General features: G+C 46.6%; 11 protein-coding genes. 3 read left to right on the top strand and 8 right to left on the bottom strand.

Translation table 11 applies throughout. From position 1 onward, the window contains the following. Positions 1–10 precede the first annotated feature (10 nt). The 5 genes from BLR32_RS26070 to BLR32_RS26050 all read right to left on the bottom strand — a co-directional run bounded on the left by BLR32_RS26070 (position 11) and on the right by BLR32_RS26050 (position 6,566). Positions 11–1,192 (bottom strand): CapA family protein, encoded by a 1,182-nt coding sequence (locus BLR32_RS26070; RefSeq protein ID WP_089836174.1) that lies wholly within the window; start codon positions 1,190–1,192, stop codon positions 11–13. 228 nt (positions 1,193–1,420) lie between these two features. After that, complete coding sequence (locus tag BLR32_RS26065; RefSeq protein WP_176842435.1) at positions 1,421–3,262, bottom strand: glycoside hydrolase family 76 protein; 1,842 nt, start codon at positions 3,260–3,262, stop codon at positions 1,421–1,423. Between the two features lie 505 nt (positions 3,263–3,767). Continuing rightward, positions 3,768–4,703, bottom strand: a complete 936-nt coding sequence (locus tag BLR32_RS26060; protein WP_089836170.1) for a bifunctional helix-turn-helix transcriptional regulator/GNAT family N-acetyltransferase — start codon at positions 4,701–4,703, stop codon at positions 3,768–3,770. A 109-nt stretch (positions 4,704–4,812) separates the two neighbouring features. Further along, positions 4,813–5,268, bottom strand: a complete 456-nt coding sequence (locus BLR32_RS26055) for a c-type cytochrome (protein WP_089836169.1) — start codon at positions 5,266–5,268, stop codon at positions 4,813–4,815. 2 nt (positions 5,269–5,270) lie between these two features. Further along, on the bottom strand, positions 5,271–6,566 hold the full coding sequence (locus BLR32_RS26050; RefSeq protein ID WP_245705523.1) for a PQQ-dependent sugar dehydrogenase: 1,296 nt from the start codon (positions 6,564–6,566) through the stop codon (positions 5,271–5,273). 81 nt (positions 6,567–6,647) lie between these two features. Here BLR32_RS26050 and BLR32_RS26045 point away from each other — a divergent pair, with 81 nt between their 5' ends. Next, positions 6,648–7,286, top strand: coding sequence for a Crp/Fnr family transcriptional regulator (locus BLR32_RS26045; protein WP_245705522.1), 639 nt, complete (start codon positions 6,648–6,650; stop codon positions 7,284–7,286). 15 nt (positions 7,287–7,301) lie between these two features. Here BLR32_RS26045 and BLR32_RS34660 read toward each other — a convergent pair whose 3' ends face one another. Then, positions 7,302–7,637 carry a DUF6756 family protein gene (locus BLR32_RS34660; RefSeq protein ID WP_089836165.1) on the bottom strand — a complete coding sequence of 112 codons (336 nt, stop codon included), beginning with the start codon at positions 7,635–7,637 and terminating at the stop codon, positions 7,302–7,304. A 165-nt stretch (positions 7,638–7,802) separates the two neighbouring features. Between BLR32_RS34660 and BLR32_RS26035 the strand changes: the two genes are divergently transcribed. Continuing rightward, positions 7,803–8,972, top strand: a complete 1,170-nt coding sequence (locus BLR32_RS26035; RefSeq protein ID WP_089836163.1) for an oxidoreductase — start codon at positions 7,803–7,805, stop codon at positions 8,970–8,972. 210 nt (positions 8,973–9,182) lie between these two features. On the opposite strand, the gene BLR32_RS26030 is transcribed toward BLR32_RS26035, so the two are convergent. Together BLR32_RS26030 and BLR32_RS26025 are read right to left on the bottom strand one after the other, a co-directional pair. Continuing rightward, complete coding sequence (locus tag BLR32_RS26030) at positions 9,183–11,030, bottom strand: RagB/SusD family nutrient uptake outer membrane protein (RefSeq protein WP_089836161.1); 1,848 nt, start codon at positions 11,028–11,030, stop codon at positions 9,183–9,185. Positions 11,031–11,041: 11 nt separating this feature from the next. Then, the gene (locus BLR32_RS26025) at positions 11,042–14,299 is read right to left on the bottom strand and encodes a SusC/RagA family TonB-linked outer membrane protein (RefSeq protein WP_089836159.1); all 3,258 of its coding nucleotides are present in this window, start codon (positions 14,297–14,299) and stop codon (positions 11,042–11,044) included. 441 nt (positions 14,300–14,740) lie between these two features. Between BLR32_RS26025 and BLR32_RS26020 the strand changes: the two genes are divergently transcribed. Next, positions 14,741–15,268 carry a hypothetical protein gene (locus BLR32_RS26020; protein WP_089836157.1) on the top strand — a complete coding sequence of 176 codons (528 nt, stop codon included), beginning with the start codon at positions 14,741–14,743 and terminating at the stop codon, positions 15,266–15,268. Positions 15,269–15,434: the final 166 nt, after the last annotated feature.

Below are 15,434 nucleotides of genomic sequence, written 5' to 3'. Positions count from 1 at the left end.
TAACAAGGTTTTAATCAAATGTCCCCGCCTCCACCTCCGAGTATTTGAAGTCCTCAACAGATAATGACCGGATCATTTTGAAAGCTCTCAATGTTGTATCTGGCTTAGGTATACCTTCCCCCTCTTGCAGGAAGGAAAACACTTTATGCTCTACCAGGTTTCCCCCACTGGTAATTTTTACCTGCAGCAAAGGTGCAACATTATTGGGATATTTTAAATTGAATTGCTTATAAGTTGCAAAATTTCCTAAGCTGTAAGCAATTAATTTTCCTTTATATGTTTCCATTCCCCTTACCACATGGGGGCCGGAGCCGATTACAAGGTCTGCTCCCTCCTGGATACACATATGGGAAAAATGCCTTACGTCTCCCCTGTTTTGTCCGAAGAAAAACTCCCTGCCCTTCGGCGTATGAATGCGGGCTGAGCCTTCTCCACCTCCGTGAAAGAATACTACCAGCAGCTGACAGAGAGGACGCACTTCGGCGATAGTTGCCTTTACCAGGGAGTCGTCGTTCATGTCCAGGCAGTTGCTGTGAGGGGCAAAGGATACAAAACCGATCCGGGTGTTTTTGACAGTGAGGGTGTCAAAGCGGTGCTGAGGCACACCACTGGTCCTGATGTTATTGCTGTCGAGGAATGCCAGCGTGTGTTTCACGCCCGACATTCCAAAGTCGAAAGAGTGGTTATTAGCCATGTTCAGATACTCAAAACCCGCCTCCTTATACCACATGGCGCATTTATAGGGCGTGCGGAAGGCGAAACACTGGGTAGAGTTGGTACCGCAGTTCTTGAACACTTTTGCGCTGTCGGATACAGCGCTTTCCAGGTTGCCGATACGCAGGTCCGTTTGCTGTAAAAGCGGCATCGCATATTGCAGGATATTCCCTTCTTCTTCATTTGGCAGAAAAGATGATGCAGGATATGATGAACCCACCATCATATCTCCCACAATAGAAAAACTAATGGTATCAGGTAAAGTATCTGTCATGTTACGGGCAGCGAAAGCCTTATTACCTGCCAGTGAATATGCGTTGGTTGTTCCTAATCCCCCGGTGTCAATTACCTGTCTGAAGCTACCGGACTTAAACCACGACATGTCTCTCCTGTTTCCGGATAGCATGTATGCCACTGAAAAGAAAATAACAATATTGAAAGAGAACAGATAAATGCTCTTTTTGGCACGCTTAGGCATACAGTAGATGATATATTAAAATTGAAATTCAGTCGCTTAATAAACAATAATGTTGTCCAAGGGGAACAATAAAATAATCAGAACTGCCTCTTTTGCATTCACGAACCGTCCCTTTTTGGGGTTTACGGCGACAAATATATAGTAACCTCCTCTATTTTACAATAAGCATGCCGGTCCCGATGATCCAGAACCGGCACGCATTATAATAGATGACTCTGTTACAATCAGTTACTTCACAAAAGAAAGTGTGCTCTTTTTTCCATTTTTCACTATCGTGATCCAATATACGCCTGACGGCAGACCGGAAACATTCACGCTGTTACCAGACAAACGGTTCCTGATCTTCATCCTGCCCATCATATCTGTTACCGTTACATCAGCCCCACTGAGATCATCCGAACCTTTTACATACAGCGTGTTGGCTACAGGGTTAGGATATATTGTCAATCCTTTCAGCAGATACTTTCCTGCCGGTGCTGTCTGCGCAGTAGTCGCTGCCGATGGCGCAGCGCCTGTTGCCACGATCCGCAGAGAACTTGTCAGGTCATTGAAATTTTGGTTTACCAGGCAGTTGAGATCAGTGGAAGTAGTTACAGTGGTTCCTCCGAAATTGTCATGCTCATAGAGAATCACCTGGTACCCGCTGCTCACTTTCAGGGAAGATATCGCATCGTTCGGCACACCTCTTGCCTGCAGCTGCGTTAGTGTATAATCTCCTGCTTCCAGGCTGATAACCTCACCGGTGTAGTTACAATCTTTAAAGAAGCTCGCGCCGGCGGTGTAGTTGACAATCAGGGAAGAAACGCTGTCATTCCAGGCGCCACCGATCCAGGCGCTGTTACCGGAAACAGTCCAGCTTTCACCCTGGTAATTATCATTCTTAAATAGTCTTACCTGGTACCCTGCCGGAATAGCAAAACCAGTAATATCATTATTGAGGATGCCTTTGGCAACCAATGCATCGGTATTATAACTACCTACTGTCAATCCCCAGTAACTGCCACCGTAATTGATGTCTTTATAGAAGTAGGATTGATCCAGCATAGCAGCTGCCTCTATCACTTTTACACCACTCAGTTGCGTGGCATAATCAGTACTGCCTGATGGCTGTTGCGACCATACAGTGCCTACAAGATTGGTAGAAGGATTGATACCACTGGTCTTTAAGGTCTGCGCATTAAAGCGGATCGCTTCATTATAACGTGCTCTTGTCTCCGCAGGTATATTGCCTTCACGTGCCAGCTGTGCAAGATAGCGGATGAAGATACCTTTGAAAAGACCGCCATCACCACCACCTGTTTCATTGGCGAAGAACATACCATTGGTACGTCTGCTGTTCATGGCATATTCCGCCGTCTTAACAGCATCATTGAGATAGTTCACATCGCCGGTTATTTTGTATAATTCCCAGCCTGCGCCGATGAACGTGCCTACATTGTAAGAGAAGATCCAATCCTTGTTGGTAACACCGGTATTCAGATTGATATTATCCCATACGGCCCCTGTAACCGGATCCACCAGGTTGGCTTTCATAAAAGTGTAGATATTCTTTATTAATTGCAGATCTGCAGCGGAATTGGTATGACGGTACATTCTCGCTCCCAATATAATTGCCGGGGCATTGGCGCAGGAGTTTTTACATCCGGCACAACCCTTATTCCAGTCGATGGCGCCGTTGCTGTAACCGCCTTTAATATCTGTCCAGAGTGTACTGGCTACGTTGTAATAGTCAACATCTCCTGTTTCATAATACGCCCGTAGCGTGGCTATACCCATCCAATCCATGTCGTCATAGAAGTAGTTGATGTAGGTATTGCCATTGAAATTTTTGACACCCAGCAGCAATGATTTCATACGTGTTTTGTAGGTCTCGGAACGTGTGCGTACATAGCCGTCCAGCAACGCATCCACGCCATTGGCGCACCACCAGTAGTTCTCGTTAGGTACGCCGAAATTGTTGTACATGCTGGTCTGCAAGGCTTCTGCTGTAGCATTGAAATTGGCAAGCTGACCGGCGCTGTTGAATTGTAAGCACAGTACCAGGACTGCCACCTGTAAAAGTGTTTTCATGTTTAAATGGTTTTGAATTTTGAAGGATGAGGAATTAATGTGAAATGGTTTTGATAGGTTTGAGAATGATCTGTTTACATGATCATATAACAGCATGATCCATGTACTATCCTACAGCTGATATCAGATTTATTCGAACTGATACACATTGGCGATAGTACTACCCATAGACATGCAAGCGCCTATAGTAAGAGCGCCCGACGAAAAATGGACATAGCCATACTACCTGTAAAACTGGTTACCGGCATAGAGAGACTATTGGCCCTATGGACCATTGTTGACTGATTGTATGTAAAGGGAGGGAACGAGAGACCTTGCTAATGTCTGTGTCCTGTCACAGATCATGACCGTTTTGCATAGCAAAACCGCCATATGGGTTAGCAGATGTTTCATTTTAAGGGTTTTATGTAATGAATACAAAGAACCCTGGATAAACTACAGCGTACTAAAAGTATTTAAATGTTTTAAATAAAGCAAGGGGGCGATGTAATAAAAGTGATCCTGCTTAAATCAGGTCTATCTCATACCGTTCTTCCGTCAACTGCAGTCCCCACATTGGCAGATGTTTCTCTCCCGACTTACGGAAGCCATTCTTCTTAAACAATGTCGTTGCCGCCACCTGCTGAGCGGTGGTGATGAGGTAGATCTTCTGGAACAGTTTTTCCTTCGCTGCATTGATGGCTTCTGTCAGCAGACGCTGACCGATACCGAGTCCGCGGTAATCGGGATGTACCAGGAACCAGCGCATCTGCGTAGCATAACGGGAGTGTCCCAGTACGGCAATAGAACCGATGATCTGGTTGCCATGCATAGCCAGGAATACCTGGTCTTTGGAGGAGTTATAAGCTTCCAGGAACTCATAGAAGGTCTTGCAGATATGCGTCTCATATTCGAGATTATAACCTGCTTCTTTGGCATACAGGGAGCCATGCATATGCATGATAAAGCCAGCGTCACCCGGGTTGAGGTCACGCCTATAGGTAATATCATCCGCAGAGATCTTAGCGTCGTCAGAGAGGATATGTCTTACCGTTTTCATGGCTCCGGCCAGGGCCAGTTGCTGCTCTGTGTTCAGAGGCTCCAACAGCTGGGAAACCTGTTGCGCGGATCCTTCTTCCAGTATCTCCAGCAACTTACGTCCTTTGGGGGTGAGCTGCAGATACCAGGTACGGCCATCCATCGTAGATTTACGTTTGGAAATAAGCTGATTCGTTTCAAAGGTCTTCAGGATGCGGCTCAGATATCCGCCGTCTATACCAAGGTTCGCAATCAGTTTACCCGCAGTGCATTGATCTTCTTCCTCTCTTAATTTTACCAGTACACGTAATGCTGATAATGATAGATTATTGTCCGCTAAGTGCCTGTTTAACAATTCCGCCAGGCTATTGTAATAATTATTGAATTCACTAACCTCCCGCACCACTTCTGGATTCACTGACATGTCCCTTAAATTTTTCGCAAATGTCAAAAATCTGTTTGACAAAAGCAATTAAAAAACAGCGGCATTTACCCACACTGGATAAATGCCGCTGTTAAGATATTCAGGCTCTTTATTTTATAGTAGCGCGTACCGCAGTCACTTCTGCCGCTGAAACGGTGCTGGCCTTGTTGCCAAAGCTATTTCTGACGTAAGACAGTATATCGGCGATCTCCTGATCTTTCAGCGCTGCCTGCGAAGGCATCGGATTGGTGAAATAATCCCCGTTGATCTCCACGTCTTCGTTTAGGCCCTTTAGTAATATACCGATCAGTCTTGTCTTGTCGCCCAGTACATACTCAGTCTTTACCAGTGGCGGATTCATACGGGGTACGCCTGTTCCGTTTTCCTGGTGACAAGAGATGCAGTACTGCTTATACAATGCTTTACCTCTTACAATCTGGGCTGCTCCTCCGCCGGTAGACTGTTTGGCAGGTACCGGTTTTTCCCGAGCCGGTTTCTTTACCTGTGCGCTCGCTGCCAGTGCTCCTATCATCAATGGCATTACTGCCAGTATCCATTTTCTCATGCTTATTTAGTCTTATATACAATCCTGTAAACAGTTCCTTTCACATCATCAGTTACGTACAGTGAACCATCGGGTCCCTGTGCCAGTCCGCATGGACGGTGCTGTGCATCACCAGGTGATTTTACCGGACCAGGGCCGGCGAATCCGTCTGCAAACACTTCCCATTTGCCGGCAGGCTTGCCGTCTTTAAATGGCACAAATACCACAAAGAAACCGGCCTGGTTCTCAGGAGAGCGGTTCCATGACCCGTGGAAGGCTACAAACGCTCCATTACGGTACTTTTCAGGGAACTGGGTACCTGTATAGAACAGCAGCCCGTTAGGCGCCATATGACCCGGGAAGGCCACTACAGGATCTTCTGCATTTTCGCCACCGGTCTTCTTACCATCGCCACCATATTCTGGCGCCAGCATCTTTTTGTGCTGGTTCTGATCGTAGTAGATATAAGGCCAGCCGCAGTCAGAACCCTGTTTCAGTGCATACATACATTCTGCAGGCAGATCGGCCGACTGCTTCTCAGTATACAGGCTGGGGAACAGGTCATGCAGCTGATCGCGACCGTGCTGCATCACGAACAGCTGGTTGAGCGACTTGTTCCAGTCGAGGCCTACCACGTTCCTCAGACCGGTAGCATAGCGAACGCCATCGCCATAGGTCTGGTTCAGTTTATTAGCCTTGAACTGCCAGATGCCGGCAGCTGAATCCAGTATCGGACAAGGCTGCATACCCATAGAACCTGCTGTCCTGTCTTGTGTCTGGCAGGAGTTGGAGTAGGCGCCGATATTAACATAAATGTTTCCGTTGTCGTCCAGCACAATCGACTTTGATTCATGCTGTCTGCGGTTAATCAGACCGGTCACTACCAGTTCCGGATGTTCAGGATCAATCACCTGTTGTTGTGCATCCAGTTTATAGCGGTAGATATCTTCATTGGAGGTAGCATACAGGTAATCGCCTTTTACATAGATCCCTGTTCCGCCGTAGCCGCCAAAGCTGGTCTTTTTGTCGATCTTACCGTCTCCGTTGGTGTCCTGGAGGTAAAGGATACCATTATTATTCTTTGCTCTGTCCAGTTTGACATAGACACCCCCATTACTGGTTACGGAGATATGGCGGGTTCTGCCCAGGCTGTCGGCTGCTTTCAGAGCACCGAAACCGGCAGGTAATTTCAGTCCGGCATTGTTGGCATCCGGTTTAACGTCAGTGGCGCCGGGTTTGCCCGGACCGCCCGCAAATACGGAAGAGGTGATGGCTGTCATTGCCATGGCAACTATCAGACACACCTTTGTCTTTTGCATCAGCATATGGTAATTGGGTTTTTTGAATAAAGCCACGGGGAAATTACGAAAACTGATCGCTTTACCTTACTATTTTTTAAGATGGTTGCTATATTTGTTCCGGAAGAAACCAGTCTTATGAGTGCTACGCCGCCACTGTCCGATCTGCATCAGCTTATTTTAAAACATGTACTGAAGCGGATCCATCTCACTCCGGAAGAACAGGAACACTTCTGCAGCTTCCTTACCTTACGCAAACTGCTGCCCAGGCAGTATCTCCTGCAACAGGGAGAGATATGTAAGTATGAAAGCTATGTCTGCTCCGGTTTCCTACGCTCCTTTTATGTAGATGACAATGGCGATGAACACACGCTTCACTTCGCCATGGAAGACTGGTGGATCAGTGATGCCAGCAGCTTCATCCCACAAACGCCTTCCAGGATTAATATTGTTGCACAGGAGGCGTCTGTTGTTTTACAGATAGACAGGAATGGGATTGAACAGCTCTTTACAGAAATCCCGGCCTTTGAAAAGTTCTGGCGGATATTGAATCAGCAGGCCATGATCTCTCAGGATCAGCGGATTCTGAATTCCATTTCAATGACGGGCGCGGAGCGTTATGAAGCGTTGATAAAGAAGTATCCGACGTTGGAGCAGCGGTTGCCGCAGAAGCATATTGCATCGTTTCTGGGGATTACGCCGGTGTTTTTGAGTCAGATCAGGAAGGGCGGGAAGAGGTGATAATGGAAATAAGCCCTAAATCTTATCCTTAACCCGGGATAACGATAACAGTTCATCTTTAATAGAACCAAGCCCGATTAAAGTTCCATGACGATTCTCCGTCAATAGCCATTCATATTTCTTTGACACCAGGTAGTATTCGAAGTGATGCAACTGACCGATGACCTGTTGAATTGGTTCAATCTCTCCTTCAAAAAGCCACAATTTACTGGCATCTCTTTTCGTATCTCCCGCAACAAACCAAACCTTTTCATTTCTATCAACAATAACCTGTAAATACTTCCATGCATCATCATTCGGAAACGTGTGGCGTATGCAGCCCCGGGGTTGAAAACCCCGGGCTACAAACAATTAGACCCCTAAAGGGGTCTAATGCAGCGAATGACCAACCAGGTTTTATCGGAATACAACGTTTTATACCAAATGACATTAAACAATTTTAACCCCAAATATTAAATTAGTTATACGTCCCTCTCCTCATCTCCATCTGATCTTTGTGTTCTAATCAAACGATCTATGAACACAAATACAACAAACACAGACATACTATTCCAGCCGATAAAACTAGGGAACCATACATTAAAAAACAGGTTCACCGTTGCTCCCATGACGCGCAGAAGTGCCTCAGCGAGCGGCGTTCCCACAATAGAAATGGCCGACTACTACGCCGCCTTTGCCAAAGGAGGCTTCAGTCTCATCATCACCGAGGGAACCTATACAGATAACCTTTTCAGCAAAACTGACAACCATCAACCGGGCCTCGTCACCCATGAACAAACGGAAGGCTGGAAAAAGGTAACAGAAAAAGTACACCAGGCAAACCCCAACGCACTCATTATCCTCCAGCTGATGCATGGAGGCGCATTAGCTCAGCATACTGACAAAACTATCGCTCCTTCCGCCATACGCCCTAAAGGCCTCCGGAGTACAGAGCCCGGAGGTCTGACGGGCCCCTTCCCCATTCCTTCTGCTATGACAAAAGCCGACCTCAAAGAAGCGAAGGACGGTTTCGTACAAACAGCCATCAGAGCCCTGATCGCAGGATTTGACGGCGTAGAAATACACGCAGCAAATGGCTATCTGTTAGATCAGTTCATCACCCCTCACACGAATATAAGAGAAGATGAATACGGAGGAAATTATCAAAACAGGTTAAGATTCCCGATAGAAGTATTCAAAGCTATAAAAGCGGCGGTCCCAAAAGACTTCATCGTCGGCATACGCCTCTCAGAAAGCAAAGTAAACGACCTCCCCTACAGATGGCCTGGCGGTTCAAATACAGCAAAGGAAATATTCAATGTACTAAAGGACGTAGATTTCAGCTACATCCACATTGCCTCCGAAGGTGGGAACTGGGCAAGAGAATCAGTATACGATGACGGCACATCCTCCAATAGCATCGCAAAGAAGATCACCGGAAAACCTGTGATTGTAAACGGCGGCATGCATGACACCGCATTGGCAACAAAACTGATATCCAATGACGAAGCAGACCTGATCTCCATAGGCAGAACCGCCATTACCAATCCGGACCTACCGGAAAAAATAAAGAATGGAGCCGTACTGACCCCATTCTTCAAAGAATTAATCAAAGATAGCCTGACGCTGGCACATACCAAACAAATGCTAAAAGCCAGCGCCACAGCAACAACAATAACAACATCGGCGCCAACGCCTATCATCTAAGACGGCTGCCATCCAGTGGGTAGGCGTAGCAGGAAGTACTATACTGTGCCTTCGAAACGCGTGATACGATTGATGAAACCCAATAGCATTCCCAACCTTCATACGCGCAATACCGCCCCATCGATATTCTGAAGAGCGTTTTACAGCACAGTATAGTACTTCCTGCGGATGCCGCCCCGAAAAAGCGGCTTCGCACTAAGCACTAAAAAATTAATACCCCGGGTTCTGTACCAGCTTATTATTCCTATTCATCTCATCACGCTGCAACGGCATAAAATACATCTTATCCAGCCACATCCTATTCTCATTCACCAGGGTCACCGGCGTATAAGTATAATCATAGTTCGCCTCATTATGCTGATACAACGTCACCTTCACATTCGGCTTCAGCTTACCCACTACATTAATCCCCCGCAGCGCACGCCCTACAGTAGAAGGAGCCACCATCCAGCGGCGCACATCAAAGAACCGCTGCTCCTCGAACACCATCTCTATCTCCTTCTCCCGCTGCAACCGGGCTTTCAGCGCCGCTCCTGACTCTGTAATCGCCGGCATACCAGCACGTGTACGGATCTCATTCAGATACTTCCGTGTCTCATCTTCCTCACCGAGCTCCATACAAGCCTCCGCATAATTGAACAGCACCTCTGTATAGCGGAAGAAAGGATAAGGTACCTCCTGACGGAAGTATTGCGCATCCACAGCAGGATCAATGAACTTCTTCATATAGTAACCTGTGAAGCTGCCATTCCAGTTCTCCACTGGTCCCTGACGGGTATCCAATCCCGGCGCATTAATAGTCTGTGAATGTTCTGCATCCCAAACTTCATAGATCCCTGTCTGCGCCTGATTAGCCGGATCTTTCGCCGCAACATCAGAAGGACGCTGACGCCAGTTAGCGCCATCATAGAGAATGCTCGCATAAAAACGAGGATCGCGGTTTAAATAAGGCTGCGCCTTATGCATAGGATTAGCCCAGTTAAAAGGCGTTCCATCTGCCATTTCATAGTCGTCGACCAGTAACTGGGTAGGCGTATTTCCAGACCAGTTATGATAACCGTTCAAGCCGTTATACAACCCGATCTGTCCACCAGCCTCTGACTTCGCATTCACAAAGTAACGGGAGAAGATGCTCTCAGAATTGTCCGCCAGGAACATTTTCTGATAGTTAGTACTCGCCTCTTCAGGAGTAGCAGGCGTAGCGAATGCCAGTGTATAACGATGGAGATCCATTACCGCCAGGGCAGCTGCCTTAGCGCGTCTCCAGCGTGCCGCACGATCGCCGCTGGTGTAACCCAACACATCATGTGTTGCTACAGTTGCAATCACCGGCGCCTTTGTACTGGCAGTAGGAAAATCATATAGATCACTGGCTGCATAGATCAATATGCGGGATTTCAGCGCAAGTGCTCCTCCTTCAGTAGCACGGCCTTTTACAGTAATGTTTTCCTTGCCTTGCAGTAAGGCGGCTGCTGAATCACAATCACGTACAATATGCTCCACACAATCAGAGAAAGAGTTCCGGGCAATCGTATAATCTTTGTCTGAAAGCGTATACACCGTATCTATCAGTGGCACACCACCATAAGCACGTACCAGCTGATGATAGAAATACGCACGGAGGAAGTATACTTCTCCCCTCATACGATCTCCTACCGCTGTTCTGTTAAAAGGCGCATTCCCTATATTCTGGAAGAATACATTGCACGCACGGATACGCTTGTACATATCATCCCACTGGAAAGTACCGCGGTTGTTCACGTATTCAGCATCCGTAGGACTGATCGTCGCTTCGCCCATATTCTTCATACCGTAGTTATGGGTGAACATGGTTTCGTCAGTAGCAGAAGATAACATCGTTTCGAGGAAACCGCCACTGCTCAGTCCATTATAGATCTCGTTTACAAACGCTTCTGCCAGTGCCTGGTCCTGCCACACATCATCCTTGGTAGCTTCCCCTAAGGGCTTTGTATTCAGGAAATCAGTATTACAGGCCGCAACTGTCAAAGCGCCCGCCATACCGATACCAATGTATATTTTCTTAAGTAGTTGTTTCATGATACTGCTGATTAAAAAGTTAAATTGAAACCTGCATTCAATACTCTTGACTGCGGATAATACTGACCATTACCACTCACAGATTCCGGATCAAGGATCTTCAGATTATCCAGGGTAAATAAGTTCAGACAGTTTGCATATAACCTCAGATTGGTAATACCGCTTCTTTTCTTCAGGAAATCAGGGATACTATAACCGATCTCCAGGTTCTTCAGACGTACATAATTAGTACTGCGGATCCAATATGTATTACCTGTTGCCCAGTAGGTATCATTACGGTCATTTACACGTGGATGCTCGCTGCTTGGGTTATCAGGGCTCCAGCGGTGATCAAAGTAATCTTTCGTAAAGTTGCCGATCTCGCCGGATTCAGTATTGATGTGCAGTGCACCACCAGTAGCTCCCTGGATGAGGATAGCCATATCAAAGTTGCCGTATTGCAGATTGACATTTACACCACCTGTGAAGGTTGGCTGATTGCTCTTGCCATAACGGATCTTATCATCGCCATTGATCTTTCCGTTACCATCAATGTCCTTGAACTTCATATCGCCCGGACGCAGATTGTTGGTCAGCGCAGTATAATCAACAGTGTTCTTGTCTATTTCAGCATAGTCTTTGAACACACCGTCATATTCATAATACAGGTTCGTATTCATTGGTTTACCGGTAGAACGTTGCCAGGTTGGTGCACCAGGTGCTTCATCCCAGAACACGATCTTGTTCTTCGAATAACCACCATTCACACTAACGTCGTAGCGGAATTTGCTGCCTATATTACTGTTGTAGCCAACACGGAATTCAAAACCTTTATTGTCTACCTTACCGATATTCTCAGCAGGCAGGGTCATACCTGTTGTCTGCGGAACGGATGCATTCCTTCTTACCAGGATGCCGGAACGTTTGTTCATAAACGCGTCCAGTTCGAAATAGATCTTACCATTCAGCAGGGCGCCATCCAGACCTACGTTGTAGTTGTTGGCTACCTCCCAGGTAATATATGGGTTAGGTATACGTGCTTCATAGAGTGATTTTACCACATTGCCTCCCAGTATGTAACTGCCGAAGCCATAAGTGGAATAATACTGGTATTCCTGCAGGGTGAGGGTTCCATCGCCATTGTCATCGAAGTATACCTGGTCATTACCCAGTTTACCCCATGATGCACGCAGTTTCAGGTAACTCATGAACTTTACGTTCTCTTTGAAGAAATTCTCTTCAGATACGCGCCAGCCCAGCATCAGACCCGGGAAGAAACCAAAACGGGAATTGCTGGGGAACATATAAGATCCATCATTCCTCCATACAAACTCTGCCAGGTATTTCTCTTTATAGTTGTAAGCCACACGACCGAAATAGTTCAGACGGGCACGGTCCCAGGCACTACCACCATTATCTTTCTCTGCATCGCCACCGGCAAACAGCTGGTCGATCAAAGGAGAGATGAAGTATTTGCGGAGCGCATTGAAAGATTCAGATTTGACAGTTTCCCGTTCTATACCAAATACGAAGTTCAGTGTATGGTTCTTGTTGAACGTACGGTCGTAAGTCAGCAAGCCACGCAACAGTACGTTGGTCTGATCTTCATTCCCCTGGTTAAGATTAGCCTGGTCTGTACCCCTTTTACCTTTTACGAGCAAAGGCGTTTTGCCATCCTGCTCAAATGTTTTTTTGTCCCATGTATACAGGTACCAGGGTGTCTGCCACCTCTTTGTGCCTTTGATATATTTGTCGAATGCCACGTTACCGCTCAGTTTCAGGCCATCCACACCAGGAACTGATACATCCAGTTTGGCGCTGCTCTGTACATAGTAACGTTTATCCCTATCATATCCTGTCTCGCCGGTAGTGATCACCACGGGGTTATTACCGTACTCGATGTCCGGACCAGGCAGGCCATTAGGCCAGAAGGCTGGTTCAGTAGGTTTACCACGCATCAGCATACGGAAGATGTCACTGGCAGAACGGGTAGGATAATTACGTTCTTCCTGACGACCCAACATGTCTACGCTAACGTTTACGTACTTGTTGATCTTTCCGTCGAGGTTGACACGTAAGCTATACTGATCGTAACCTGTAGCGGATTTTTTATAGTAAGCATCCTGCGACTGGTAACCGAAGGAGGTCATATAGCGCATGTTTTCATTACCACCAGACACCTGTACGCTATGATTGGATTGTGGCGACCATGTCTTAAAAGTGGATTTATACCAGTCTGTGTTCGGATACAGCCATGGGTCTGTACTGTTGCGGTATTTATCTATTTCTGCGAGACCGAAAGCCTCGTCCCATTTCTTGTTGGTAGTGGGCGAAGTATAAGTACCTCCTTGTTTATATACACCCCAGGCAGTAGCCCACTCTCTTCCCGGTACATCACGGTAGAGGCTCAGCTCATCTCTTAGCTGCGCATACTCTGCCGCATTGGACATTTCAGGGATGTGTGTAGGTTGTGACCAGCCCTGGTTGAAGGAATAAGACAACTGAGGTTTACCACTCTTACCGCGTTTGGTTGTTACGAGGATAACGCCATTGGCTGCACGGGCACCATAGATAGCGGCAGAAGCATCTTTCAGTACAGAAATGCTTTCAATGTCCTGTGGATTCAAACGTTCCAGACCACCGGTACGACCGGCCACACCGTCTATTACGATCAGCGGGTCATTGTTACCCAGGGTATTGGAACCGCGGATGCGGAGAGAAGAACCATCAGCACCAGGCTCACCACTGTTCTGCATGGCAGTCACACCTGGCATACGTCCGGCAATGGAGTTGGACAGGTTGGTAGCGGGCGACTTAACAAGATCAGCACCTTTTACCGTAGCAATGGAACCGGATACGGCTTCTCTTTTCTGCGCACCGTAACCTACCACTACTACCTCGCTGAGGCCTTTGGTGTCTGCATCCAGTGTTACGTTCAATGTGCTGCCATTGACGGTAAGCGTCTGCGGTAGGAAACCGATTGCAGATATGGTCACCTGAGCGCCATTTGCGACGCTCAACGAAAAAGAGCCGTCGGGTTGTGTAGTAGTTCCTTTAGAAGTCCCCACCACTTTGATAGTGGCGCCGATCACCGGCTCTTTATTCTTATCTACGATCTTTCCTTTTAAGATAATATCCTGTCGGATTGAAAATGAGGTTGAATAGCCATCCGCAACAGCCATTAGCGGATACAGGGCGGGCAAAAAAAGCAGCAGAGTAAATTTCATGCGCAATAGTGCTGACTGCCAGGCATAGCGATGCCTGACCTTCAACAGGTCTACATTTTTCATACGTTTAATTTGAAAGTGGTTTAAAAAAGGCGAACTCCTCGCTGATTTTGGTTTACGACCGGATTATGTCATCACATATCCGTCATTAGACACTACTGGTTGTCATCATCATTAAATACGTGGTTTTGCTAGTTAAAGAATACATGGTAGCGGGTCAATAGCACAGTACAACTACATAGGTTTTCAGTTTACATAGTGTGCAGCCTGATTTTCATAACGATTACTTTGATTACTTTCCTCAACGTGTCAATTTCACACCTAAAATAGAAAAAATAATCCAAGTTTTATATTTCTTTTAACATACTGCAATATTACCGGAGTGAAAATGTGTATGTCAAGGTAAGATTAACCTACAGAAAATGCCCGTTTACCGCTAAGTACGCCGCTCCCAGGGCCGGCTGACCCGAAAACACTATCTTAGGTATATTAAAATGCTGAACAATGGAAAAAGCGCTGATAAAACTTTCTTTCCGGCAGATAATTGATATGCAAGCCCGCACCTCTTTTGAAAAGGATGTGTTCCATGAAAGTTATAACGAGTTCCTTATGCAGGTACAGGCTTATAATAGAGACCAGCAATTCACTACCTGGGAACAGGTACGGGCCGCCAATCCAAAAGCTGGATCACTGAATTATAAAGTAGGATTTTCTATAGGTTTGTTTGTGAGAGGATTACAGCAACAGATCCCGGGATTAAACGATAACCTGGGGAATCCTGTTGCTTTCGACACTCACCGGTTTGAGATCATTACGTCTGATATTACCAATAAGGCCGCTCATCAGGTATCGATCGTATATACAACTGGTATGCTTACACTGTTTGGTGTACTGGACGAATATATGCTGCTGGCGGCGGGCGACCAGCTAAACAATCCGGAGCAACAGGAAGTACAGACATTCATGATAAAAATGCAGCCGCATTTGTCTGTATCTGCTTATGTGTTACAGGGGATACATCAACAATGTTGATTTGTATTGCATTTCGTCATTTCCCAGGGTTGTCATTTCTCGCATTCTCCGGGGTTGTCGTTCCGCATTTCCCCGGGGGGTTATCGTTCGGCATTCCCCCGGGGTTATCACCCCGCGCTACAAACACTAAGACCCCTAAAGGGGTCTATTGACGTTTTGTTTCCCG

Origin of the sequence: Chitinophaga filiformis, assembly GCF_900102545.1 — a bacterium.
GTDB classification, from domain to species: Bacteria; Bacteroidota; Bacteroidia; order Chitinophagales; family Chitinophagaceae; genus Chitinophaga; species Chitinophaga filiformis.
The sequence above is the reverse complement of the archived record's forward strand: the minus strand, read 5'-3'. Positions and strand labels throughout refer to the sequence as shown.